We start from the raw sequence: 23,984 nt of genomic DNA, 5'->3' as shown, positions 1-23,984 counted from the left end.
GCGATCCTTCATGATGGTGACACCATGACTGATCTTCCCCAGCGCGCAACATCATCCCGCCTCGACCCGTACGCGGACCGCTATGCCGCGCGCACGGCAGGCATGACGGTCTCGGAGGTGCGGGCCCTGTTCGCCGTGGCCGCCCGCCCGGAGGTCGTATCGCTCGCCGGCGGGATGCCCAACATCTCCAGCCTGCCGCTGGACGTGGTCGGCGACTCGATCGGCGAGCTGATCCTCAACAAGGGCGCGACCGCGCTGCAGTACGGCGGCGGCCAGGGCGACTCGGCGCTGCGGGAGCAGATCTGCGAGGTCATGCGCCTGGAGGGCATCGAGGCCCACCCCGACGACGTCGTGGTCACCGTCGGTTCACAGCAGGCCGTCGACCTGGTCACCCGGGTCTTCTGCGACCCGGGTGACGTCGTGATCTGTGAGGCTCCTTCGTACGTCGGGGCTCTCGGTGTCTTCAAGGGCTACCAGTGCGACGTCGTGCATGCCGAGGTCGACGCCGACGGGCTCATCCCCGACGCGCTCGAGCAGGCGATCGTCGCCACCAAGGCCTCGGGTCGCAAGGCGAAGTTCCTCTACACGATCCCCAACTTCCAGAACCCCACCGGCGTCACCATGAGCGCCGAGCGCCGCACCGAGATCCTCGAGATCTGTCGTCGCCACGACATCCTGGTGCTGGAGGACAACCCCTACGGCCTGCTCGGCTTCGACGACGAGCCGCGCCCCGCGATGCGTGCTCAGGACCCGGGTGTCATCTACCTCGGCTCGTTCTCCAAGACGTTCTCCCCCGGCCTGCGTGTCGGCTGGGCCCTGGCCCCCTCCGCGATCCGCGAGAAGCTCGTGCTCGCGCAGGAGTCGGCCACGCTCTGCCCGCCGCCGTTCAACCAGATGGCCGTCTCGGCCTACCTGACCAACCACGACTGGCAGGGCCAGATCAAGGAGATGCGGGAGATGTATCGCGAGCGTCGCGACGCGATGCTCGACGCGCTCGAGGCCTACATGCCGGCCGCCTGCACCTGGACCAAGCCCGACGGCGGATTCTTCGTCTGGCTGACCCTCCCCGGTGGCATCGACTCCAAGGCGATGCTCCCTCGTGCCGTCACCGCCCGTGTCGCGTTCGTGCCCGGCACCGGCTTCTTCGCCGACGGCTTCGGCGCCTCCTCGATGCGTATCTCCTACTGCTATCCCACCCCGGAGCGCATCCGAGAAGGCGTACGCCGCCTCGCCGGTGTCATCGAGGCCGAGATGGAGCTTCTGGAGACGTTCGGAGCCACCGGCCCGATCCCCGGACTCCCCATCCGCGGCGCAGAGCACCCCTCCACGAACACTCAGTAGCCTCTCCGGCCGCAACCGGGGAGCCGCCATCGCTCCCAGCGCTTCTGTGAGCGCCATTCTCCGGCGATTCCTGGCGTCCGGATCACGACAGCTGCATGCCGAAACGGGCACAGATCGCCTCTGAGAGAAGCGATCTGAGCCCGTTTTCGAACGTCGCTGAGCTATTTGTCGACAAAGCGCTTTATCGCTTAGCCGCTAGATCAACTAGTCGTCGCTCGGGTTCATCAGGTCGACGATGCGCCGCAGGTCGTCGAGGGTCGCGAACTCGACGGTGATCTTTCCCTTCGACCGCCCGAGGTCGACCTTGACGCGAGTGTCGAAACGGTCCGAGAGCCGGTCGGAGATCTCCTTCAGCCCGGGAGCGTTCGGCTTGGCCCGGGTCACTCGCGGCGTGGCGAACGCGTCGCCGTCGGGATCGCCCAGAGCGACGATCTCCTCGAGGCCGCGCACCGAGATGCCTTCGGCCACGACCTTCTGGGCGAGCTTGTCCTGCTGAGCCTCTCCCTCGACCGCGAGCAGAGCGCGAGCATGGCCCGCTGAGAGAACTCCGGCGGCGACCCTGCGCTGCACCGACGGCGAAAGCTTCAGCAACCGGATCGTGTTGGAGATCTGCGGACGGGACCGACCGATCCGCTGGGCGAGCTCGTCGTGCGTGCACTCGAAGTCGTTGAGCAGCTGCTGGTAGGCGGCGGCCTCTTCAAGCGGGTTGAGCTCGGAGCGATGCAGGTTTTCCAGGAGCGCATCGCGGAGCATGTCGGTGTCGTCGGTCTCGCGGATGATCGCCGGGATGACGTCGAGGCCGGCTTTCTGGGTCGCGCGCCAACGGCGCTCGCCCATGACCAGCTCGTAGGACTCCGTCGCGACTTTTCGGACCACGATGGGCTGCAGGAGCCCGATCTCGCTGATCGAATGGACCAGCTCGGCCATCGCTTCCTCGTCGAAGACCTGACGAGGCTGCACATGGTTGGGATGGATCTGCTTGACCGGCAGCTCGGCGAAATATGCCCCGTCGACGGGCGCCAGATCCGAATTCTCGATCTGGGGGCCTTCCGTCGAGCCAGTGGACCCGGGGTCCACGGAAGGCCCAGAAGTGTCTCCAGTGGAAAGGTCCGAATGGCGGACCTCCGAGTGGACAGCAATCGCCTCGCCGGACTCACCTCCAGCATTGGCCGGAGCCGTCGGGATCAGCGATCCCAGACCTCGTCCAAGGCCGCGTTTCGGCGCCTGCTTGCTCATCTTCCAGTCCCCCAGGTGTTCAGATTCATCGCAAAAGTCATGATCGTCGATCAGGCGAAGGGTCAGTGCTGGCCCTGCTTGGCGAGCTCCTTGGCCGCCTCGAGATAGCTCAGCGCACCCGGCGAGCCGGGGTCGTACGTCATCACCGTCTGACCGAACGACGGCGCCTCCGAGACGCGTACAGCGCGCGGGATGAAGGTGCGCATGACCGTGTCACCGAAGTGCTCGCGCACCTCCTCGGCGACCTGGGACGCGAGGCGGGTGCGGGCGTCGTACATCGTGATCAGCATCGAGGAGACCCGCAGCGTCGTGTTCAGCGAGGCACGCACCATCTCGACCGTGCGCAGGAGCTGCCCGAGACCCTCGAGCGCGTAGTACTCCGCCTGGATCGGGATCATCACCTCGGTGCTCGCGACGAGCGCGTTAACCGTGAGCAAGCCCAGCGACGGCGGGCAGTCGATGAGCACGTAGTCCCACCGGTCCTCGGCGTCACCGACGCGAGGGGAGTTCGCCAGAGCCGTCTTCAGACGCTGCTCCCGACCCTCCTCCTCGACGAGCTCGACCTCGGCGCCGGCGAGGTCGATCGTCGCGGGCACCAGGTGGAGACCCTCGAGGTTCGGCACGGGCACGATGACGTCGTCGATCGATGCGCCTTCGACCAGCACCTCGTAGGTGCCCGGCGTGCCTTGGAAGTGGTCGACGTCGAACGCGGTGCAGGCGTTGCCCTGCGGGTCGAGGTCGATGACCAGCACCTTCTGGCCGAGCTGGGCCAGGGCGGCCGCCATGTTCACCGTCGAGGTGGTCTTGCCGACGCCACCCTTCTGGTTGGCCGACACGATCACCCGGGTGCTGGCCGGGCGAGGCAGCGGCGGCCGGTTGCTGGCGGCACCCCGCGCGAGGAGCGTGTGCTCCGCGGCGGCGGCCAGCGGCGTCGTCTCCGCCGTGAAGTCGTTCTCGTACGATGCGATGTCACCGGCCGTACGAAGACTGATCGCTACCGGCTCGTCGGTTTCACGTGAAACGGCGCTCTGCGCACCCTCGTCGTCGTACGGCATTTCCCTCATCCTCCGTTGCTGGCGGCCGAGCATGTCGAGACCACCGCGATATGCCAACACTTCCGTGGTCTCGACCATCCCGACCACCGTCAGCGGCGCTTCTTCTTTCGGGACCCACTCTTGGAGCCCTGACGGGCGCCCTTCGGGACCGGCGGCCAATCTACCCGTGCAGGATCGGACCAAACCACCCGAACCGCGACAGTTGTTGTCTCCAAAACGTCTACACCGAGCTCTGAGACGGTCGGCGGGGCACATCCCCACCTCTCGAGGTCCGCCCGGGCCTCCTCGATCTCCGCCTCGATGCTCGAGCCCTTCATCGCGACGAGCGCGCCCTTCGGGGACACCAGCGGCATCGACCAGTCGAGCAGCTTGCCCAGGCCGGCGACCGCCCGTGAGGTCACGGCGTCGAAGCCGAGCTCTCCATGGAAGGCGTCTGCCCTCCCCCGCAGCACCGTGACGTTGCTCAGCCCGAGATCCTCGGCGACCTCTTCGAGGAATGTCGTACGCCGCAGCAGCGGCTCGATCAGGGTGATGTTCAGGTCGGGGCGAGCGATCGCCAGCACCAGCCCCGGGAGTCCGGCACCCGACCCGATGTCCGCCACCGAGACCCCTTCGGGGATCACCTCCCCCAGCACCGCGCAGTTGAGGATGTGCCGATCCCAGAGACGAGGCACCTCACGCGGACCGATCAGGCCACGCACCACGCCGGCGTCGGCCAACCAGGCGGCGTACCGCTCGGCGAGGTCCAGCCGCTCCGCCGGAAACAACTTCGCGGCCCGTTCGTCGACTCCGCCCACGTCCTCACGTCCCTCGCTCACCCCCAAACTGTTTCACGTGAAACGCAGATCTCGGAACTCCGTCCCGCGACTATCAGCCCCGGCGAGACCACCGGCTCGGATCCCGCCGGCGACACCACCGGCTCGATGACCTGTTTCACGTGAAACTGAGAGGTTCGGTCCGCCAGCACGGACCGCTGCGTTACAGTCCGCAGGCAGCCTCGATCCTGATGCAACCACCGAGGCTGCCCAAACGTCTCAGTCGTAGAAGTCGCACTCGGGTGCGGTGCCGACGGCCCGATCGAACGGGCCACCATCCCAGACACCACGGAGCTGAAGTGAACGTCCGTAGAACCCCGGTAGCGATGCTGCTCACCGCCATCCTCGCCCTGGGCCTCTCCCTCGGCAGCATGCTCGCACCGAGCAGCGCCCAGGCAACCACCACGTCGACCTCCGTCGGCAAGACCGGCCTGCACACGGCCTACAAGGCTCTCTACAAGCAGGGCTCCTCGGGCATCGGCGTACGCCGCGTACAGGCCCGCCTCAAGGAGCGCCGCATCTACGGCGGTCGCGTCACCGGAAACTACGGTTCGAAGACCGCAGGTGCCGTCAAGATCTTCCAGCGCAACCAGCACCTCGCCGTCACCGGGAAGGTCAACCAGCGCACCCTCGACCGTCTCCGGTCGATGACCCACACCCCGACCGACGCGAAGCTCTACAACCTCCACCGCAACTGCGTCACCAGCGGTCGCGTGCTCTGCGTCGACAAGACCGACCGTCGGATGCGCTACGTACGCAAGGGGCACATCGTCCGCTCGATCGATGCTCGCTTCGGCTGCTCGAACAACAAGTCCCGTCAGGGCACGTTCAAGGTCTACCGGAAGAGCCGCAACCACGTCTCGTCGATCTACCACACGCCGATGCCCTATGCGATGTTCTTCTCGGGCGGTCAGGCCGTGCACTACTCCTCCGACTTCGCCGCCCGCGGCTACAACGGCTGCTCCCACGGCTGCGTCAACGTACGCAACAAGTCGTCGATCCGCTGGGTCTTCGACCAGATCCGCATCAACGACCGCGTGGTCGTCTACCGCTCGTAGGCACCGCCCGTTCCACGTGAAACACCGCAGATAGAAACATCGCAGACAGAAAGAGCCCCTCGTGCCGGACGGCACGAGGGGCTCTTTCGTTCAGCGACGCGATGTCACTCGGGCAGCACGACCACGTAGCGACGCGGCTCGACGCCCGACGACTCGGAGGTGAGCCCGGCCTCGGCGACGGCGTCGTGGACGACCTTCCGCTCGAAGGGCGACATCGGCTTGAGGGAGACCGGCGCACCGGACTCCTTGACCTTCGCGACCGTCTCGTCGGCGAGAGCCATCAGGGTGTTGCGACGGTCGGCGCGGTAGCCACCGACGTCGAGCATCATCCGGGACCGCTCACCGGTCTCGCGGTAGACCGCGAGCCGGGTCAGCTCCTGGAGCGCGTCGAGCACCTCTCCGTGGCGGCCGACCAGCTGCTGCAGGTCGCCACCGACGATGGAGACGGCGGCACGGTCGCCCTCGACGTCCATGTCGAGGTCACCGTCGAGGTCGGCGATGTCGAGGAGCTCCTCGAGGTAGTCCGCCGCGATGTCACCCTCCTGCTCGAGCTGCTTGAGGCGTGCGTCTTCGCTGACACCCTCCGCAGGCTCCGTCACGGTGCCGCTCACATCCTGCGTCGTCACTTGGTTCCCCCGTTCTTCTGGGTCGTGGAGCGACCGGCGCTGCTGCCGGCCTTCTTCCGCTGGCTCTTGCTCTGGTTCTTGGGCTGCTGCCGCTGCGCGGGCCGCTTGTCGGCGGCGACCGCCTTCGTCTCGACGACAGCGTCGGCGTCTTCCTCGGGAAGACCCTTCTTCTGGCGCTTGGCCTTCTCACGCTCCTTCTTCGCGTCGAAGGCGGGCGTGCCCGGGGCCGGGTTGTTACGGATCACGTAGAACTGCTGGCCCATGGTCCACAGGTTGGAGGAGGTCCAGTAGAGGATCGTTCCGACCGGGAAGGCGATACCACCGATGGCGAACACGACCGGCAGCACGTACAGGAGCAGCTTCTGCTGCTGGGCGTACTGGCCGGTCATGGCGTCCGCCGGCATGTTCTTCGACATCAGCTGACGCTGGGTGAGGAACGTCGTGGCGATCATCGCGACCACCAGGAACCCGGTGAGGATCTGGGTCGAGACGTGGTCAGCGGTCGTGAACTGGTCCGACAGCAGCGAGCCCAGCCAGGTCGAGTTGGCGAACTCGTGGGCGTCGGCATCGGTCAGGAAGCCCTTGCCGTCGCCCTTCGAGGCGTGGGAGAGCATCCGGAACAGCACGAAGAAGATCGGCATCTGCAGCAGCAGCGGCAGGCAGGACGCGAACGGGTTGGTGCCCGAGTCCTTGTAGAGCTTCATGGTCTCGTTGGCGAGCTTCTCGCGGTCGTGACCGTACTTCTTCTGCAGCTCCTTGACCTTCGGCTGCAGCAGCTGCATGTTGCGGCTGGAGTTGATCTGCTTCACGAACAGCGGGATCAGCAGCGCACGGATGGTCACGGTCAGGCCGACGATGGCCAGTGCCCACTGCCAGCCTTCGGACGGAATGACGTACGAGAACGCCTTCTGCCACACGAGCAGGACGCCGGAGATGGCGTAATAAAGCGGTGTTGCGATCCATCCGAACAGATCGCCTATGGCTCCCACGGATCAGGCTCCTCGGTTTGGGGGGTCCGCACTGACGCGGACGAGGTCTTCAGGGTTTTCAGGTCGGGTCCCGACGGGCGCGACGGGTGGTACGGGGTCGAAGCCTCGAGTCTTGGCCCACGGCACGCACCGCGCCAGTCGGCGAGCGGTCAGCCAGCTCCCACGCCAGGGCCCGTGAGACCTGACGGCCTCGAGCGCGTACTCCGAGCACGAGGGGTAGTAGCGGCACACGTCGCCGTAGAGCGGGCTGATCAGAGTGCGCCACACGTGGAGAAGCCCGACCAGGACGTACGTCATCGCGGCACTGAGCCCAGCCATGACCGTCTTCATCGGAGTACTCGCTCCAGGCAGCTGCGCAGATCGGCGCCCAGCTCGTCATAGCCGGCGTCGGCCGAAGCGGGGAGCGCACGGACCACAAGCACAGCAGAGCCCGGGAGTCCGCTCAGGGACTCCCGGGCCTGGTGACGCAGTCTGCGCTTCACACGATTCCGGACCACTGCCGGACCGACGGCCTTGCTCACCACGAAGCCCACCTGCGGTCCGTCGACCTGGTCGGCAGCGCCGGCGCCAGGGACGAACAGATGGACCACCAGGCTCTTCGAGCCCGCGCGCTTGCCTCGTCGTACTGCTTCTTTGAAGCCCGACGAATCGACCAGTCGGTGGCGACGGGGCAGCACGCGCGTGGTGGCTGAGGCCGCGGCCTCAGACGGTCAGGCTCTTGCGACCCTTGCGACGGCGCGTCGCGAGGATGGCGCGGCCGGCGCGGGTGCGCATGCGCAGACGGAAACCGTGCGTCTTGTGACGACGGCGGTTGTTCGGCTGGTAAGTACGCTTGCTCACGGGTGCTTCCTTATTTGTGTGGTGGCCGGTTGCTCTGCCGGCTGGTCTGGACGGGGTCACCAGCGGTGACTCCAGGGCGGACGGTTTCAACAAGCACCGCCCATCCGCGCCTCGACCAACCAAGGCGTGGACATGCGGCACCCGTAGATCGGGCGACCTAGCAACGGTACGTGGACGGCGAAACCACGGTCAAACTCGCGCCCTACCACACGCGTGTGATTCGACCGCCACCTGTGGAGGACGGGTTGCCCGCCACCGTCACCTGCCGGTAGTTTCGTAGTCTACCGAGGTTTCCCTGCACTTAGTCAGGACCATCGGTCGCATTCGGGGGAATGCCGCGCTGGGATCGAAATGTCCGGCCTGACCTGCCGAAACGGCCGGTTTCTTGTGAGCGACGACGTGTCTCGGTTGGTCCCGGATGCCTAGATTCGGGGATGCTCCACAGCTTGTGGAAAAGTCTGTGGAGGATGTAGACCAGACCGCTGCGCCAATGCAGAACACCCACCCGAGCCCCATCAGGGAAGGCAGGAACCTGTGGAGAACTCCGGTCTCGCACCCGAACCGCAGCCAGATCTCCAATCCGCGTGGACGAGGGTGGTCGCCGACCTCCCGGCGAACCAGCGGGCCTGGCTGCGTGACAGCGAGCCGCTGACGCTGCACGGGTCGACCGCGATCGTCGAGGTCCCCAACGACTTCATCCGCAACCAGATCGAGGGCCGCCTTCGCGGCACCCTGGAGAAGTCGCTCGGCGAGATCTTCGCCGGCGAGATCCGGATCGCGGTCACCGTCAACCCCGACATCGAGGTCACGCCCGACCCCGACACACAGGCGATCATGATCTCCGAGCGGGAGATCGCCGCCGCCGACGCGGCCGCAGCGGCGGCTCGGGAGCAGCAGCAGTCGCCCTTCCCGCACCAGTCGGTCTATCCGCCGCAGCCGAGCTTCCCGAACCAGACGGCCTACCCGACCACCTCGCCCGGCCTGATCCCCGGAGTCCCCTCCGCGACCGGCCCCGAGGAGACCGAGGCCCCCGAGGCGTACGCCGCGCCGCAGGCCTCGCCCATCCCGCCGCCGCCTCCGCCGCTCACGCCGATGGCACCGACGGCGCGTGAGGACATGGGTCCCGGCTATGGCGACATGTCGACAATTCAGCCGCCTCCGGTGGCTCCTGTCGACGAGCCGGCACCGGCCCGTCAGCTCGTGCCCGGGCCGCCGACGCGGCCGAGCGAGCCGAGCCCCAACGTGCTCGAGACCCGGCTCAACCCGAAGTACACCTTCGAGACGTTCGTCATCGGGTCCTCCAACCGGTTCCCCCACGCGGCCGCCGTCGCGGTCAGCGAGGCGCCGGGCAAGGCCTACAACCCGCTGCTCGTCTACGGCGAGTCCGGGCTGGGCAAGACCCACCTGCTGCACGCGATCGGTCACTACGTACGGAGCCTCTACTCCGGGGCGAAGGTGAGGTACGTCAGCTCGGAGGAGTTCACCAACGAGTTCATCAACGCGATCCGCGACGACCGGCAGGACCGGTTCAAGCGGCGCTACCGCGACGTCGACGTGCTGCTGATCGACGACATCCAGTTCCTGGAGGGGAAGACTCAGACGCAGGAGGAGTTCTTCCACACCTTCAACACGCTCCACAACGCCAACAAGCAGATCGTGCTCACCTCCGACCGTCCGCCCAAGCGGCTCGAGGCGCTGGAGGACCGGCTGCGCAACCGGTTCGAGTGGGGTCTGATCACCGACGTCCAGCCGCCCGACATCGAGACCCGCATCGCGATCCTCCGTAAGAAGGCGGCGATGGAGCGGCTCACCGCGCCGCCGGACGTGCTCGAGTTCATCGCCTCGAAGATCCAGACGAACATCCGTGAGCTCGAGGGCGCGCTGATCCGGGTCACCGCCTTCGCCAACCTCAACCGCCAGGACGTCGACCTGACCCTGGCCGAGATCGTGCTCAAGGACCTGATCCCCGAGGGCGGCGAGCCGGAGATCACCGCCGGCCTGATCATCGCCCAGACCGCTGCCTACTTCGGGCTCTCGATCGACGAGCTCACCGGGCCCTCGCGTGGGCGTCACCTGGTGATGGCCCGTCAGATCGCCATGTATCTGTGTCGTGAGCTCACCGAGGACTCCCTGCCCAAGATCGGCAAGCACTTCGGCGGCCGCGACCACACGACCGTCATGTACGCCGAGCGCAAGATCAACCAGCTGCTCGCCGAGCGCCGGGCGGTCTTCAACCAGGTCTCCGAGCTCACCAACCGCGTCAAGATGCAGGCACGCCAGAGCTAGCCCGGCACCACATCCACACGGCCGCCGACCCCATCCGGGTCGGCGGCCGTCTCTGTGTCCGGCCCGTGTCGCGTCCGTGTTTTGGGATTTCCAAAACCCACTGGACGAGATTTCCCACGGTCATCCACAGCCCACAGCCTGGGTGGAACCTGTGGAGAACCCCGGGTTCAAATGGGATGGAAAAGGGGATGGCCTGTGCACAAAACACTCGAACGGGCCGACAACTCTCCACAGCCCACAGTGACGTACGTCATTTCAGCATCGCCTCCACACCCCCTGTGGAATCACATTCCTGCGCACGACCTGCGAAGACGCCGTTCGTCCACATTTCCCACAGATGCTCTTACGACGTACTGAACTCTCAATGTCCATGGATCATCCGTGAAATTCCACGAACGCCCCACCCTGGGGACAACCCACACATGCACCGAGTTTCTACACAGGCACTGCTTCGCCCTCGAGCATCACGAACCCGGCTGAGCGCTAACCGGTTGTCGGCGGTCCGTGGCAGGATGCGTACTCCAGGTCATGTCAGCGCGGGGGCGTTCCGGATCCGGTGACGTCTCCCTTCCCCGGCTCAGATGACCTGACACGCCCGATGTCGAGCTAGAAGAAGGACAGGTCATCGTGAAGTTCCGCGTCGACCGCGACGTGTTCGCGGATGCCGTCGCCTGGGCTGCCCGCAGCCTTCCGGTCCGCCCCAGCACCCCGGTGCTCTCCGGTCTCCTCATCGAGGCAGGACACGAGGGCCTCGTGCTCTCGACCTTCGACTACGAGACGTCCGCACGTGCGACGCTCTCGGCCGAGGTCGCCGACGAGGGCAAGGCACTGGTCTCGGGCAAGCTGCTCGCTGACATCTGCCGCAGCCTCCCGGCCAAGCCGGTCGAGATGGTCACCGACGGTGCGCGCGTCTCGCTCACGTGCGGGAGCGCACGCTTCAGCCTGCAGACGATGCCGGTCGAGGACTACCCGACCCTGCCGGAGATGCCGACCGCGGCCGGCACGGTGAAGTCCGAGCTGTTCGCCCACGCCGTCTCCCAGGCCGTGACCGCCGCCGGTCGCGACGACATGCTGCCGGTGCTGACCGGTGTGCGGCTCGAGATCGAGGGCTCCTCGATCTCGCTGCTCGCCACCGACCGCTTCCGGCTCTCCCACCGCGAGCTCGAGTGGAACCCGGCGACGCCCGACGAGACCCTGGCCGCGCTGGTGCCGGCGAAGGTTCTCGGCGACACCGCCAAGGCACTGACCAACGGCAGCGAGGTCACCCTCGCGCTGTCCACCACCGGCACCGGCGAGGGCATCATCGGCTTCGAGGGTGCGGCCGCCGGCGGCGTACGACGCACGACGACGCGCCTGCTCGACGGCGAGTTCCCGAAGGTGCGCAGCCTGTTCCCGGCCGAGCACCTCACCACCGCGCTGGTCGACAAGGCCTCGCTGGTCGAGTCGGTCAAGCGTGTCGCCCTGGTCGCCGAGCGCAACACCGCGGTGCAGATGGTCTTCGAAGACGGCGTGCTCACCCTCGACGCCGGTTCGGGCGACGAGGCGCAGGCCTCCGAGTCGATCGAGGCGACCATGGAGGGCGAGGGGCTGACCACCGGGTTCAACCCGCAGTTCCTCCTCGACGGTCTGCAGGCCATCGACGAGCAGGTCGTCGAGCTCGCGTTCACCCAGGCGCCCAAGCCTGTGGTGATCAGCGGCAAGCCGGCCGAGGGTGGCGAAGACCCGGGCTTCCGCTACCTCCTGATGCCGCGCCGCCTGCTCTCCTGACATTCGACGGTGGTCGAGCTTGTCCAGACCACCGTCGCTCGTAGTGTGGTCCCGACAAGCTCGACCACGACTTTCGCTGGATAGGAACCTCGCATGCACATCGGACTCGTCGGTCTCGGCAAGATGGGTGGCAACATGCGCACCCGGCTGCAGGAGGCCGGTCACACCGTCGTCGGTTACGACCGCAACCAGGATCTCGCCGACGTGGCCAGCCTGGCCGAGCTCGTCGAGGCGCTGCCCAGCCCCAAGGTGGTCTGGGTGATGGTGCCGGCCGGCGACCCGACCCGTTCCACCATCGCCGAGCTCAAGGAGCTGCTCAGCGAGGGCGACCTGGTCGTCGACGGCGGCAACTCGAAGTACACCGACGACGCGAAGAACGCCGAGAGCCTGGCCGAGAAGAAGATCGGCTTCGTCGACTGCGGCGTCTCCGGCGGCGTCTGGGGCCTGCAGAACGGCTACGCCCTCATGTACGGCGGCTCCGAGGAGGACGCCGCCAAGGTGATGCCGGCCTTCGAGGCGCTCAAGCCGGAGAACACCGAAGACGGCCTGGTCCACTGCGGCACCACTCCCGGGGCGGGCCACTTCTCCAAGATGGTCCACAACGGCATCGAGTACGCGATGATGCAGGCCTACGCCGAGGGCTGGGAGCTCCTCGACAAGGTCGACATCGTCGACAACGTTCCGGAGATCTTCGCCTCGTGGCGCACGGGCACCGTCGTACGTTCCTGGCTTCTCGACCTGCTCGTCGACCAGCTCCGCTCCGACGAGCACCTCGAGAAGATCAAGGGCTACGCCGACGACTCGGGCGAGGGCCGCTGGACCGTCGAGGCGGCGATCGAGAACGCCGTGCCGATGCCGGCGATCTCGGCCAGCCTGTTCGCGCGCTTCGTGTCGCGCCAGGAGGACGACCACGCGATGAAGGCGATCGCGGCGATGCGCAACGGCTTCGGCGGCCACGCGGTGATCTCCGAGTCGGAGGCCTGATCCGACCCGCCTCACGGGGCCTAGATCGCGGGGATCACTCCAGCCGCGGTGAGCACGAGCCGCACCGCGCCGTAGGCGATGAAGATCGCCACGAGACCGAGGACGATCGGTTTGCGGACGAGCTTGTCGAGCTCGGCCGGGCGCTTCCGGGCGAGCCGGGCGCGGCCGGCGACCACGGCGAGCACGAAGACCACGGCGATCAGCAGCGGTCCGAACCAGTTGCTCGCCAGCGACGAGCCGAGGTCGCCGTGCATCAGGTAGACCCACGACCGGGTCAGTCCACATCCGGGGCACGGCAGCCCGGTGAGCGCGCGGAACGGGCACAGGACCGGACCGTCCTCGATGCCTCCGGCAGGCAGCAGAGCGGCGATCGCCACCCCGCCCAGGCCGAGCGCGGCGACGACCTCGGTGGAGGTCACCGCCGCGAGGCGCCCGCGTAGTCCGGCGCGGTGCGACTCAGGCGAGGGGGCGTCCGTCAACATCCGGGAACTTTCGCACAGCGATGAGGATGATGTCGACGATCGACCAGATACCGAAGCCGCCGCAGGTGATCAGCTTGAGCACGCCGAGACCGATCTGCCCGACGTAGAACCGGTCGACGCCGAGCGAGCCGAGGAAGATCGAGAGCAGCAGAGCGACGAGCCACTCGCGGCTGGAGAAGACGCCGGGCACCTGTTTCACGGGAAACCACTGCTGGTCGTTGCCGAGGCTGGCCGGCGTATCCGCCTTGACCTGGCCCGCGGCCGCCATCTGGGCGAGCTGCTGCACCGGGTAGGGCCCGTGGACCTGACCCATCACGGACAGATAGAAAGGCCCACCCGGCGCTCCGTTGGCGGGTTGCCCTGGAGGCGGGCCGTATGGGTTGGGAGACTGGGTCATGCGGAAACCTTAAAGACTCCGCACCGACGACGCAGCAACGAGAGCATCAACGAGAGAGGAAACACGATGTACGTCTCCCACCTCTCGCTCCATGACTTCCGCTCCTACCCGAGCGTCGAAGTGCCCCTCGAGGCGGGCGTCACCGCCTTCGTCGGGCGCAACGGGCAGGGCAAGACCAATCTGGTCGAGGCGATCGACTATCTCTCCCGGCTGCAGTCCCACCGGGTCGCGAGCGATGCGCCGCTGGTCAGGGCGGGCGCCGACCAGGCGGTCGTACGCGCCGCGGTGGTGCGCGACGGACGCACCGCCACCCTCGAGGTCGAGATCAATGCCGGCCGGGCCAACAAGGCCCGGATCAACAAGAGCCCGCTCCCCCGCACCCGTGACCTGGTCGGACTCGTGCGCACCGTCGTCTTCTCTCCCGAAGACCTCACCCTCGTCAAGGGCGACCCGTCCGACCGCCGCCGTTTCCTCGACGACCTGATGATGCTGCGCTCGCCGCGACTGGCGGGCACCCGCAGCGACTACGACCGGGTGCTCAAGCAGCGCAACTCGCTGCTGAAGACGGCCGGCTTCGCGCGAGGGAGCGCTCGCGAGGGAGCGCTCGCCACCCTCGCGGTCTGGGACGACCATCTCGCCCGCACCGGCGCCGAGATCCTCGCCGAGCGGCTCTCGCTCACCGAGGCGCTCCGGCCCTATCTCGGCAAGTCCTACGAGACGGTCGCCCGAGGCGCCTCGCGCGACGACGCCGAGATCGACTACAAACCGTCCTTCGACCTGGCCGGTGCGACCTCCCCCGCAGATCTGCAGCTGGCGATCCTCGAAGAGGTCGCCCGCCGGCAGAAGGACGAGCTCGACCGTGGGATCAGCCTCGTCGGCCCCCACCGCGACGACCTGCAGCTCTTCCTCGGCCACGGTGCGGGCGCCGAGCGCCTCCCGGTCAAGGGCTACGCCAGCCACGGGGAGTCGTGGTCGTTCGCGCTCGGGCTCCGGTTGGCTGCCTACGACCTGTTGCGGTCCGACGGTGACGACCCGATCCTCATCCTCGACGACGTCTTCGCCGAGCTCGACAGCCAGCGTCGCGTGCAGCTGGCCGAGCTGGTCGCCGACGCCGAGCAGGTGCTGGTCACCGCCGCGGTGCCCGAGGACGTGCCCGCCGCGCTCGCGGGTGCCCGCTTCCATGTCGCTGCCGGCGAGGTGACCCGCGGTGACTGATGAGCCGGGTGCGGAGATGGAGCCGAACGCCGAGACCGACGGCGCCGAGGCCGACGAGACCACCGAAGAGATCGCCGAGAAGCCTGCCGACGGCCTCGACCTGGCCCGGTCCCTGACCCGCGCGACGGCGAGGATGCCGGCGCCGAAGGCCGGGACGCAGCGGAAGCGGCGTACGCCGCCTGACGGTGGGCCGCGCCGCGGGCGGGTCTCCGGCGCCAGGCCCGACGACCGCGATCCGCAGCTCATCGACGCGGTGGTGAGCCGCATGGTCGACGACCACGGCTGGGACACCTCGTTGCGCGTGCACGGCGTCATGGCCCGCTGGCCCGACATCGTCGGTGAGGAGATCGCCGACCACACCACCCCCGAGTCGTACGCCGACGGCAAGCTCTCGGTGCGCACCGACTCCACCGCGTGGGCCACCCAGCTCAAGCTGCTCGCCCCCAACCTGGTCAAGCGGCTCAACCAGGAGCTGGGCCACGGCACCGTCGTGATGATCGAGGTGCTCGGCCCGCATCTTCCCTCGTGGAAGAAAGGCCCGAGGGGCCTGCGAGACGGCCGTGGCCCGCGCGACACCTACGGCTGAGACCCCCACTTTGCACAAGTGTTCGAGCCCATCGGCGTGAGCCGCGATCTGCCGCTTCAGGCGCCCCATGGCCGTATGGGGACTCACTGAGCCCCCTGCTGGACGCGCAGAGCCGCCGTCACGAGACGCACAGAGGCTCATTTCGGTCACAGTTGCCCTCCGCTGGAGGCCGCATGCGTGGAATCCGGGCTTCCGCGGGGTATTATGGATGTTGGGTCGATCGCCGTAGGTTCCACTTCCCCGTCGCTGGTCGGCCCATCGCATGCCCGACCGACGCCACGTCCGAATCCGGACCGAAATGACAGGTGGATCGCACCGGTGACCGCTGCCGACCAGACGACTCCAACCACGGACGACAAGACCGCAGAAGGGGTCGAGTACGACGCCTCTGCCATCCAGGTTCTCGAAGGGCTCGAAGCGGTCCGTAAACGACCGGGTATGTACATCGGCTCGACCGGCACCCGGGGTCTGCACCACCTGGTGTGGGAGATCACCGACAACGCCGTCGACGAGTCCCTCGCAGGTTACTGCGACACCATCCGGGTGACGCTGCGCGAGGACGGCGGCGTCAGCGTCGCCGACAACGGCCGCGGCATCCCGACCGACACCGCACCCGGCCGTGACGTACCCGCTGCGACCCTGGCGCTGACCGTGCTGCACGCCGGGGGAAAGTTCGGCGGCGGCGGCTACAAGGTCTCCGGTGGTTTGCACGGTGTGGGGTCGAGCGTCGTGAACGCCCTCTCCACACGCCTGCACATGGAGATCAAGAACCGCGGCAAGCTCTGGGAGCAGGAGTTCACCCAGGGCGTGCCCGACTACGACCTCCGCGCGGTCCGTGACCTCGAGACCGACGAGCCCACCGGCACCACGATCACGTGGTACGCCTCCGACGAGGTCTTCGAGACCACCGACTACAGCCTCGAGACGATCTCCTCCCGCTTCCGGGAGATGGCCTTCCTCAACAAGGGCCTCAAGATCGTGCTGCGTGACGAGCGTCCGCACGTCGACGAGATCGCCGACGCCGTCGAAGACGCCACCATCGAGCACGACACCGACGCTCCCGACGCGCTGCACGCGAGCACCAACGGCACCAAGGCGCTCGAGCAGACGTTCATGTACGAGCGCGGCCTGGCCGACTACGTCGACCACCTCAACAAGCGCAAGGTGCCGGTCTCCTCGGTGATCTCCTTCGAGGCCGAGACCGACGCCAAGGTGAAGAACCCGATGAGCCTCGAGGTCGCCATGCAGTGGCAGGCCTCGTCCTACAACGAGTCGGTGCACACCTTCGCCAACAACATCAACACCCCCGAGGGCGGCACCCACGAGGAGGGCTTCCGGTCGGCGCTCACCACCCTGATGAACCGCTGGGGCGAGACGTGGGGCCTGATCAAGAAGAAGGAGGACCGGCTCACGGGTGACGACATCCGTGAAGGTCTGACGGCGATCATCAGCCTCAAGATCGTCGAGCCGCAGTTCGAGGGCCAGACCAAGGCCAAGCTCGGCAACACCGAGGTCAAGGGCTTCACCCAGTCGGTGATCAACGACGAGCTCGGCGCGTGGCTGGAGCAGAACCCGGCGGAGGGCAAGGAGGTCATCCGTAAGGCGATGGCCGCCGCGACCGCTCGCGTCGCGGCCCGCAAGGCGCGCGACCTGGCCCGCAACCGTAAGGGCATCGGCGGCGGTGGCGGCCTGCCCGGCAAGCTCGCCGACTGCCAGTCGACCAACCCCGAAGAGTGCGAGATCTTCGTCGTCGAGGGTGACTCCGCCGGTGGCTCCGCGAAGTCGGGCCGTGACCCGCGCATCCAGGCGATCCTCCCGATCCGAGGCAAGATCCTCAACGTCGAGAAGGCCCGGATCGACAAGGTGCTCGCCAACCAGGAGGTCCAGGCGATCATCTCCGCGCTGGGCACCGGCGTGCACGACGACTTCGACATCAACCGGCTGCGCTACCACAAGATCGTGATGATGGCCGACGCCGACGTCGACGGTCACCACATCAACACGCTGCTGCTGACGCTGCTGTTCCGGTTCATGAAGCCGCTGATCGAGCAGGGCTACGTCTACCTCGCCCAGCCGCCGCTCTACCGCCTGCGGTGGAACAAGCCGGCCGAGCACGAGTTCGTCTACTCCGACGCCGAGCGCGACGCGCTCATGCGTGACGGTCTCGAGCAGGGCAAGAAGCTGCCGAAGGACAACCCGGTCCAGCGCTACAAGGGTCTGGGTGAGATGAACGCCGACGAGCTGTGGGAGACCACGATGGACCCCTCGCAGCGTCTCCTGCTGCAGGTCACCCTCGAGGATGCCGCCCACGCCGACGAGATCTTCTCCATCCTCATGGGTGAGGACGTCGCCGAGCGGCGCTCCTTCATCCAGCGCAACGCCAAGGACGTACGTTTCCTCGACATCTGATGCCCGCGCGGCTCGACAGGCCACCGGCATTCACAGATAGACCCATGCAGAAAGAGAAATCGTGACCGAGACTCCTTCGGAAGGCTCCTCCGGGATCGTCCCCAACGGCGGCCGGATCGAGACCGTCGAGCTTCAGGCGTCGATGCAGGCCAGCTACATCGACTACGCGATGGCCGTCATCGTCGGCCGAGCGCTGCCTGACGTACGCGACGGCCTCAAGCCGGTCCACCGGCGCGTGCTCTACGCGATGTACGACGGTGGCTACCGCCCCGACCGCGGCTACTCCAAGTGCGCCCGCGTCGTCGGTGAGGTGATGGGTAACTACCACCCGCACGGCGACTCGGCGATCTACGACACCCTGGTGCGGCTCGCGCAGCCGTGGGTGCTGCGCTACCCGCTGATCAACGGCCAGGGCAACTTCGGCTCGCCCGGCAACGACCCGGCCGCGGCCATGCGTTACACCGAGTGCCGGATGGCGCCGCTGGCCCTCGAGATGGTGCGCGACATCACCGAGGACACCGTCGACTTCGGCCCCAACTACGACGGCCGCTCCCAGGAGCCGGCGATCCTGCCGGCCCGGTTCCCCAACCTGCTGGTCAACGGCTCGGCCGGCATCGCGGTCGGCATGGCGACCAACATCCCGCCCCACAACCTGCGTGAGGTGGCCTCCGGCGCGAAGTGGGCCCTCGAGCACCCCGACGCGACCCGCGAGGAGCTCCAGGAGGCGCTGATCGAGCGCATCAAGGGGCCCGACTTCCCCAACGGCGCGCTGATCGTCGGCCGCGAGGGCATCGAGCAGGCCTATCGCACCGGCCGTGGCTCCATCACCCAGCGCGCGGTGATCGAGGTCGACGAAGACAAGTCGGGCCGCACCAACCTGGTCATCACCGAGCTGCCCTACATGGTGAACCCGGACAACCTCGCGCAGAAGATCGCCGACCTCGCCGACACCGGCAAGGTGCAGGGCATCGCCGACGTCAAGGACAACACCTCCTCGCGCACCGGCCAGCAGCTCGTGGTCGTGCTCAAGCGTGACGCGGTCGCCCGGGTCGTGCTCAACAACCTGCTCAAGCACACCGAGCTGCAGACCAACTTCTCCGCCAACATGCTGGCGCTGGTCGACGGCGTGCCGCGCACGCTCTCGATCGACCAGTTCATCTCCAACTGGGTCGAGCACCAGATCGACGTGATCCGGAGGCGTACGGAGTTCCGGCTCCGCAAGGCCGAGGAGGACGCCCACATCTGGCGCGGTCTGGTCAAGGCGCTCGACCAGCTCGACGCGGTGATCGCGCTGATCCGTTCCTCCCCCGAGGTCGACGACGCCCGCCAGGGGCTGATCCGGCTGCTGGAGATCGACGAGGTGCAGGCCAACGCGATCCTCGACATGCAGCTGCGTCGCCTGGCGGCGCTCGAGCGGCAGAAGATCGTCGACCGGCTCGCCGAGCTCGAGGTCATCATCGCCGACCTCGAGGACATCCTCGCCAACGTCTCCCGTCAGCGTCGGATCGTCGACGAGGAGCTCGACGAGATCGTCGCGAAGTACGGCGACGACCGGCGTACGCAGATCATCGCCGCCGTCGGCGACCTCTCCATGGAAGACCTCATCCCCGATGAGGACCTGGTCGTCTCGATCACCCGCGGTGGCTACGCCAAGCGCACGCTCGCGGGCGAGTACCGCACCCAGAAGCGCGGCGGCAAGGGCGTACGCGGCGCCACCCTGCGCGGTGACGACGTGGTCGAGCACTTCATCGCGACCTCCAACCACCACTGGTTGCTCTTCTTCACCACCGCCGGGCGGGTCTACCGGATCAAGGCCTACAACCTGCCGGAGGCCGCGCGTGACGCCAAGGGCGGTCACGTCGCCGGGCTGCTCTCGTTCCAGCCCGACGAGTCGATCGCCCAGGTGCTCGCGATCCGCGACTACGAGCAGGCGCCGTATCTGGTGCTGGCGACCCGCTCCGGTCTGGTCAAGAAGACGCGTCTCGCCGACTACAACTCGCCGCGTCAGGCCGGCGTCATCGCGATCAACTTCCGTGAGGACGACGACGCCCTGATCGGCGCCCAGCTGGTCAACTCCGAGGACGACATCCTGCTGGTCTCCCGCAAGGGCCAGGCCATCCGGTTCCGTGCCGACGACAACCAGCTGCGTCCGATGGGCCGGGCCACGTCCGGCGTCACCGGCATGAAGTTCCGTGAGAGCGACTCGCTGCTGTCGATGTCGGTGATCCGGGCCGAGCACGTCGCCGCCGAGATCGCGGCCGGGCTCTCCGAGGCCAACGAGGACACCCCCGACGTCGACGCTCCGGTCACCGGCGAGGAGTCGCCCGACGAGGTCAAGGAGCAGTTCGTCTTCACGATCACCGACGGTGGTTTCGCGAAGCGCTCCAAGATCTCCGACTACCGCCTGCAGTCCCGCGGCGGCCTGGGCATCAAGACGATGGCCCTCTCCAACACCGACCGTGGCGGTCTGGTGGGTGCGTTCATCGTGGTCGACGGCGACGAGGTGCTCTCGATCACCGCGAGCGGCCAGGTCGTACGCAGCCCGATCAACGCCGACTTCCGCGCCACCGGTCGCTCCACCCAGGGCGTCAAGTTCGTCTCGCCCAAGAAGGGTGACTCGGTCGCCGTCGTCGCCCGTTCGGTCGAGGCCCGCGAGGTCGACGTCGAGGCGGAGGATGAAGTCGTCGCCGCGACAGAGGTTGCAGATGATGTAACAATCGGTGGGGACGGCGAGAATGGGGAGTCGTCCGAGACCACTACGGAAGATGAATCCTGATGACGGACCGCACCGCAGAGCGCACGACCGGGGGAGGCGCGATGACCGAGCGGAACGAGACCGAATCACAGCCGGTGACCCAGCGGATCACAGGCAAGGTTGCCAACGCCGCTGGTGAGTTCAAACGTACGACCTCGGCGGCCGCGTCCGCGGTGGCGTCGACCGCCCGCACCTCGGGCCCGGCCGGCGCCGCGCAGGCCTCGTCGGCCGGCTCGCGCCGAGCTCGGCTGAGCCTGAGCCGGATCGATCCGTGGTCGGTCATGAAGATGGCCTTCCTGCTCTCGATCGCGCTCAGCGTCGTGATGATCGTGGCCGTCTTCGTGATCTGGTTGGTGCTCGGCGCCGCCGGCGTCTGGGACTCGATCAACCAGGCCGTGCAGGACGTCGTCGGTGACTCCAGCGCCGGCTGGAACGTGCAGGACTACCTCGGCCTCGCCCGCATCATGGGCTTCACGATGGTCGTCTCGGTGTTCAACATCGTGCTGATGACCGCCGTCGCCACGCTGGCCGCGTTCCTCTACAACATGGCCGCCGCGCTGCTCGGTGGCGTCGAGGTCGAGCTGACGGAGAACTGAGCCGCGCCCGCTCTTCACACCTGGGGAGGGTCGTCCGAACACAGTTCGGACGACCCTCCCCAGGTTCATGTGTGCAGGCGGCAGTTCTGTCCGCAGTTCCTCCCCGAGGTTGCCGACGTGTCACCGTTTTGGCTCCGCAGGCGGCGGCCGGGTAATGTTTCCTCTCGCCTGCTGGTAGGGGCTTCCACCCTCCAGTTGGCGCCTGCGCTTATAGCTCAGACGGTTAGAGCACCACACTGATAATGTGGGGGTCGGAGGTTCAAGTCCTCCTAAGCGCACAGCATTCGCCCTGAACTCCGGTTCGGGGCGTTTCTGCTTGTCAGGCGCCCTTTTCCTCCTCGCCCTCAACCTCTGTCTTGGGGGCCTCGGTGTCGTCTGAATCGGGGTTGTCGGTTTCGTGGTACCCGAGAGGTACTCGACCTTCTTGGCGGCGTCCCAGAGGTTCGCGCCTGGCCGCCTGCCGATGAACTCCGACCAGCGAGGAGCGACATCAATGTGGGGAACGGCAAGCGGCGGTGCCCCCGGGCACCTGCCCAAAATTTGGTAGCTGCCCCGGACCGAAGCCATGTCTGCTTGCGCGGGCTAATGAATCCGAAGTGTGACGGATCGCTACATCGCGAGCCGCCACACCGCTGGGGAGTTCAAGGTCAGCCTCCATCAGTCACGTAGCAGGCACGTAGCAGGTCAGCCTGTGCATCAATCACCTAGCTGCCGTTGCGTACGGCGTCGTAGAAATCGCTCAGGCGGGTGATCAGTTCTTCCACCATGGCCGGGGTGGGTCCCGCTGCGGGTACGTCGAGGACCCAGTCCGCGATGATGTCGAACAGACCGCCGATCAAGCCGATCACGATCCCGTGGTAGCGCTCTGTCAGGACGGTGCCGTAGCCGACCCACAAGTCTTCGACGAACGCGGCGGCCGCGCGGCGGTTCTCGCGGCGCTGTCGCTCAGCCGCCGGCGTGATGGCGCTGCCCTGGCCGAAGGTGACCTGCGCGATCCGGACGTCATCAACGAAAGTGTGCGCCAGCTCGGCAAGCAGCAAGCGGGTGCTGGTCTCCTCGTCGGGTGCCTCATCGACCACACTCGCGAGCCGTGCGAAGGCTCGGTCGGTGATCTGCTGCAGCAGGGTGCCATAGAGGTCGTCGCGGCCGTCGAAGGACTCGTAGAAGGACTTGGTGGCGACGTAAGCGTGCTGGCACAGCTGCTCGATCGAGGTGTTGACGAAGCCCTGCGCGGCGAACAGCTCGAGCGCCGCATCCAGCAGGGCCTGCCGGCGCTGCTCACGGCGCTGGTCGGCGTCCAGGCCGCGGATCACCCTCTGCTGCTTGCCCGTGGTCTTGCCGCTGGTGCTGTTGCGTGGCGTCACTGCACCGAGGTTAGAGCACCCTGGTCGGGATGCCTCGCCCCCGTCACCGATCTTCGGTGCCGGGGGTGTGGCGTTCCGCGAGACGGTCAGGACAGCCAGGGCATCGGGACGCAGCCGACGGGCTTGGCGTTCGCCGGGTCTAGCGCGTTGGTCACCAGCGCGAACACGTTCGGGTCCCAGGCCAGGCCCAGGTGGCCACTGAGGTCGACCGCGCACACGTCCTGGAGAACGACGTTATTCACATTGCTCGCCGGCGCGAGGATGCCGCTGGTGTAGGGCGTGACGACCTCGTCGTACTTGGTGACGATGCTGGTGTAGCTGGGTCCGGGGACGCTCACGCCACCTTCGTTGAGGTCTTTCATGAACTCCGAGTTCGGAGCGAACTCGTTGCAGGACGTGCAGCCGCCGGCGTCCAGGATCGGCCGGAACCCGAGCAGGTCCGCGAGCTGCTGCAGACCCCCCAGAGTGCTCCCCTTGAAGTTCGAGCCGAACCCGACGAAGTGCTTGACCACCTTGTCACCGCCGAGGAACTTCAGGTAGTACGCCGGTACGGTCGTCCCCTCGGAGTGTCCGGCGATGCTGACCTTCTTCGCACCCGTCGAGGCTCGGACCTTCTCCACGAACTCATCGAGCTCGACCGCGCTCTCGCGCATCGAGGCGAGCCCGCCGATGAACGGGCCCCAGTGGGTGGTGCCGTAGGTCTTGTAGTAGACGCAGTAGCCCTGGCTCTTGAGATGCTGGGAGAGCAGCAGCATGCCGACGTCGCCGCTGCTGCCCAGGCCGTGCCACAACACGACCGGTTCCGGATGTGCAGCGCTCGGCCGGCAGGTCCAGTCGTTGATGCCCGACGTGGGCGCGGCGGTGGCCGGCGCGGCCACCGCCAGACTGGCCAGAACCGCCACGAGCGCGGTCGCCAGACAGGTGACGATCTTCTTCATGGGTCTCTCCGAACGCCTAAAAGTGATGGGGGTCACCAGATTGGAACATGAATGCGACTTTGAAACAAGAGTCCTTTTCCGGATGGTCGCCGAGCGCGGACTTTCGCCCAGCGCGATGACGGATGCCAGAGAGCAGGAACTGTCCGATGGGGGCGGTGATGTTGCCGAACTTGGTGACATCGACGTGGATCAGTGGTCCGGTCGATGTGGGTGAGCCGGTTGACCCGGCAGCGTACGAGGACCGC

At 67.1% G+C, this 23,984-nt stretch carries 23 protein-coding genes and 1 tRNA gene; 12 read left to right on the top strand and 12 right to left on the bottom strand.

The window, feature by feature from the left end; all coding sequences use genetic code 11:
• The first annotated feature begins 24 nt into the window (after nucleotides 1-24).
• On the top strand, nucleotides 25-1,341 hold the full coding sequence (locus tag FB381_RS00945) for an aminotransferase-like domain-containing protein (RefSeq protein ID WP_141778551.1): 1,317 nt from the start codon (nucleotides 25-27) through the stop codon (nucleotides 1,339-1,341).
• A 204-nt stretch (nucleotides 1,342-1,545) separates the two neighbouring features.
• On the opposite strand, the gene FB381_RS00940 is transcribed toward FB381_RS00945, so the two are convergent.
• From FB381_RS00940 to rsmG, 3 genes are all read right to left on the bottom strand, one after another.
• Nucleotides 1,546-2,577, bottom strand: coding sequence for a ParB/RepB/Spo0J family partition protein (locus tag FB381_RS00940; protein ID WP_141778550.1), 1,032 nt, complete (start codon nucleotides 2,575-2,577; stop codon nucleotides 1,546-1,548).
• A gap of 62 nt (nucleotides 2,578-2,639) precedes the next feature.
• Entirely contained in the window at nucleotides 2,640-3,632 is a 993-nt protein-coding gene (locus FB381_RS00935; protein ID WP_281285018.1) for a ParA family protein, read from the bottom strand.
• 89 nt (nucleotides 3,633-3,721) lie between these two features.
• Nucleotides 3,722-4,450 carry a 16S rRNA (guanine(527)-N(7))-methyltransferase RsmG gene (gene rsmG, locus FB381_RS00930; protein WP_246087902.1) on the bottom strand — a complete coding sequence of 243 codons (729 nt, stop codon included), beginning with the start codon at nucleotides 4,448-4,450 and terminating at the stop codon, nucleotides 3,722-3,724.
• A 296-nt stretch (nucleotides 4,451-4,746) separates the two neighbouring features.
• Here rsmG and FB381_RS00925 point away from each other — a divergent pair, with 296 nt between their 5' ends.
• Nucleotides 4,747-5,505: a L,D-transpeptidase family protein gene (locus FB381_RS00925; protein WP_211352291.1), complete on the top strand. Its 759-nt coding sequence runs from the start codon at nucleotides 4,747-4,749 to the stop codon at nucleotides 5,503-5,505.
• A 104-nt stretch (nucleotides 5,506-5,609) separates the two neighbouring features.
• Here the strand turns inward: FB381_RS00925 and FB381_RS00920 are convergent, their stop codons facing one another.
• From FB381_RS00920 to rpmH, 5 genes are read right to left on the bottom strand one after another with little or no spacing between them, the layout of a single operon-like run.
• The gene (locus tag FB381_RS00920; RefSeq protein WP_141778549.1) at nucleotides 5,610-6,104 is read right to left on the bottom strand and encodes a Jag family protein; all 495 of its coding nucleotides are present in this window, start codon (nucleotides 6,102-6,104) and stop codon (nucleotides 5,610-5,612) included.
• A gap of 23 nt (nucleotides 6,105-6,127) precedes the next feature.
• Nucleotides 6,128-7,120: a membrane protein insertase YidC gene (gene yidC, locus FB381_RS00915; RefSeq protein ID WP_141778548.1), complete on the bottom strand. Its 993-nt coding sequence runs from the start codon at nucleotides 7,118-7,120 to the stop codon at nucleotides 6,128-6,130.
• Nucleotides 7,121-7,123: 3 nt separating this feature from the next.
• Nucleotides 7,124-7,417: a membrane protein insertion efficiency factor YidD gene (gene yidD / locus FB381_RS00910; RefSeq protein WP_211352526.1), complete on the bottom strand. Its 294-nt coding sequence runs from the start codon at nucleotides 7,415-7,417 to the stop codon at nucleotides 7,124-7,126.
• A gap of 29 nt (nucleotides 7,418-7,446) precedes the next feature.
• Nucleotides 7,447-7,797, bottom strand: coding sequence for a ribonuclease P protein component (gene rnpA / locus FB381_RS00905; protein ID WP_141778546.1), 351 nt, complete (start codon nucleotides 7,795-7,797; stop codon nucleotides 7,447-7,449).
• A gap of 25 nt (nucleotides 7,798-7,822) precedes the next feature.
• Nucleotides 7,823-7,960 (bottom strand): 50S ribosomal protein L34, encoded by a 138-nt coding sequence (gene rpmH / locus FB381_RS00900; protein ID WP_141778545.1) that lies wholly within the window; start codon nucleotides 7,958-7,960, stop codon nucleotides 7,823-7,825.
• A 594-nt stretch (nucleotides 7,961-8,554) separates the two neighbouring features.
• On the opposite strand from rpmH, the gene dnaA reads away from it, so the two are divergent.
• From dnaA to gnd, 3 genes are all read left to right on the top strand, one after another.
• Entirely contained in the window at nucleotides 8,555-10,246 is a 1,692-nt protein-coding gene (gene dnaA, locus FB381_RS00895; protein WP_246087901.1) for a chromosomal replication initiator protein DnaA, read from the top strand.
• A 627-nt stretch (nucleotides 10,247-10,873) separates the two neighbouring features.
• Nucleotides 10,874-12,013 (top strand): DNA polymerase III subunit beta, encoded by a 1,140-nt coding sequence (gene dnaN / locus FB381_RS00890; protein ID WP_141778543.1) that lies wholly within the window; start codon nucleotides 10,874-10,876, stop codon nucleotides 12,011-12,013.
• 93 nt (nucleotides 12,014-12,106) lie between these two features.
• Nucleotides 12,107-12,997 carry a phosphogluconate dehydrogenase (NAD(+)-dependent, decarboxylating) gene (gnd, locus tag FB381_RS00885; RefSeq protein WP_141778542.1) on the top strand — a complete coding sequence of 297 codons (891 nt, stop codon included), beginning with the start codon at nucleotides 12,107-12,109 and terminating at the stop codon, nucleotides 12,995-12,997.
• A 20-nt stretch (nucleotides 12,998-13,017) separates the two neighbouring features.
• Here gnd and FB381_RS00880 read toward each other — a convergent pair whose 3' ends face one another.
• A complete protein-coding gene (locus FB381_RS00880; protein ID WP_141778541.1) occupies nucleotides 13,018-13,479 on the bottom strand; it encodes a DUF2752 domain-containing protein in 462 nt (153 codons plus the stop codon).
• Nucleotides 13,454-13,792, bottom strand: coding sequence for an NINE protein (locus FB381_RS00875; RefSeq protein WP_170225295.1), 339 nt, complete (start codon nucleotides 13,790-13,792; stop codon nucleotides 13,454-13,456). The genes FB381_RS00880 and FB381_RS00875 overlap by 26 nt, the downstream gene beginning before the upstream one ends.
• A 150-nt stretch (nucleotides 13,793-13,942) precedes the next feature.
• On the opposite strand from FB381_RS00875, the gene recF reads away from it, so the two are divergent.
• From recF to FB381_RS00845, 6 genes are all read left to right on the top strand, one after another.
• Nucleotides 13,943-15,091, top strand: a complete 1,149-nt coding sequence (recF, locus tag FB381_RS00870) for a DNA replication/repair protein RecF (protein ID WP_141778540.1) — start codon at nucleotides 13,943-13,945, stop codon at nucleotides 15,089-15,091.
• Nucleotides 15,084-15,677: a DciA family protein gene (locus FB381_RS00865; protein ID WP_246087900.1), complete on the top strand. Its 594-nt coding sequence runs from the start codon at nucleotides 15,084-15,086 to the stop codon at nucleotides 15,675-15,677. The genes recF and FB381_RS00865 overlap by 8 nt, the downstream gene beginning before the upstream one ends.
• Before the next feature lie 204 nt (nucleotides 15,678-15,881).
• Nucleotides 15,882-18,086: a DNA topoisomerase (ATP-hydrolyzing) subunit B gene (gene gyrB / locus FB381_RS00860; RefSeq protein ID WP_141782537.1), complete on the top strand. Its 2,205-nt coding sequence runs from the start codon at nucleotides 15,882-15,884 to the stop codon at nucleotides 18,084-18,086.
• 61 nt (nucleotides 18,087-18,147) lie between these two features.
• Nucleotides 18,148-20,862 (top strand): DNA gyrase subunit A, encoded by a 2,715-nt coding sequence (gyrA, locus tag FB381_RS00855; protein ID WP_141778539.1) that lies wholly within the window; start codon nucleotides 18,148-18,150, stop codon nucleotides 20,860-20,862.
• Nucleotides 20,862-21,437 carry a DUF3566 domain-containing protein gene (locus FB381_RS00850; protein ID WP_141778538.1) on the top strand — a complete coding sequence of 192 codons (576 nt, stop codon included), beginning with the start codon at nucleotides 20,862-20,864 and terminating at the stop codon, nucleotides 21,435-21,437. The genes gyrA and FB381_RS00850 overlap by 1 nt, the downstream gene beginning before the upstream one ends.
• Nucleotides 21,438-21,641: 204 nt before the next feature.
• Nucleotides 21,642-21,715, top strand: a tRNA-Ile gene (locus FB381_RS00845).
• A 426-nt stretch (nucleotides 21,716-22,141) separates the two neighbouring features.
• Here FB381_RS00845 and FB381_RS00840 read toward each other — a convergent pair.
• Nucleotides 22,142-22,801: a TetR/AcrR family transcriptional regulator gene (locus tag FB381_RS00840; RefSeq protein WP_141778537.1), complete on the bottom strand. Its 660-nt coding sequence runs from the start codon at nucleotides 22,799-22,801 to the stop codon at nucleotides 22,142-22,144.
• An 86-nt stretch (nucleotides 22,802-22,887) separates the two neighbouring features.
• Nucleotides 22,888-23,739, bottom strand: a complete 852-nt coding sequence (locus FB381_RS00835) for an esterase/lipase family protein (protein ID WP_141778536.1) — start codon at nucleotides 23,737-23,739, stop codon at nucleotides 22,888-22,890.
• On the opposite strand from FB381_RS00835, the gene FB381_RS23765 reads away from it, so the two are divergent.
• A complete protein-coding gene (locus FB381_RS23765; protein ID WP_170225002.1) occupies nucleotides 23,738-23,953 on the top strand; it encodes a hypothetical protein in 216 nt (71 codons plus the stop codon). The two genes, FB381_RS00835 and FB381_RS23765, sit on opposite strands and share 2 nt — an antisense overlap.
• The last annotated feature ends 31 nt before the right edge of the window (nucleotides 23,954-23,984 follow it).

Origin of the sequence: Nocardioides albertanoniae, from assembly GCF_006716315.1 — a bacterium.
GTDB classification, from domain to species: Bacteria; Actinomycetota; Actinomycetes; order Propionibacteriales; family Nocardioidaceae; genus Nocardioides; species Nocardioides albertanoniae.
Note: the sequence above shows the minus strand (reverse complement) of the source record. Positions and strands in the feature narration are given on the sequence as shown.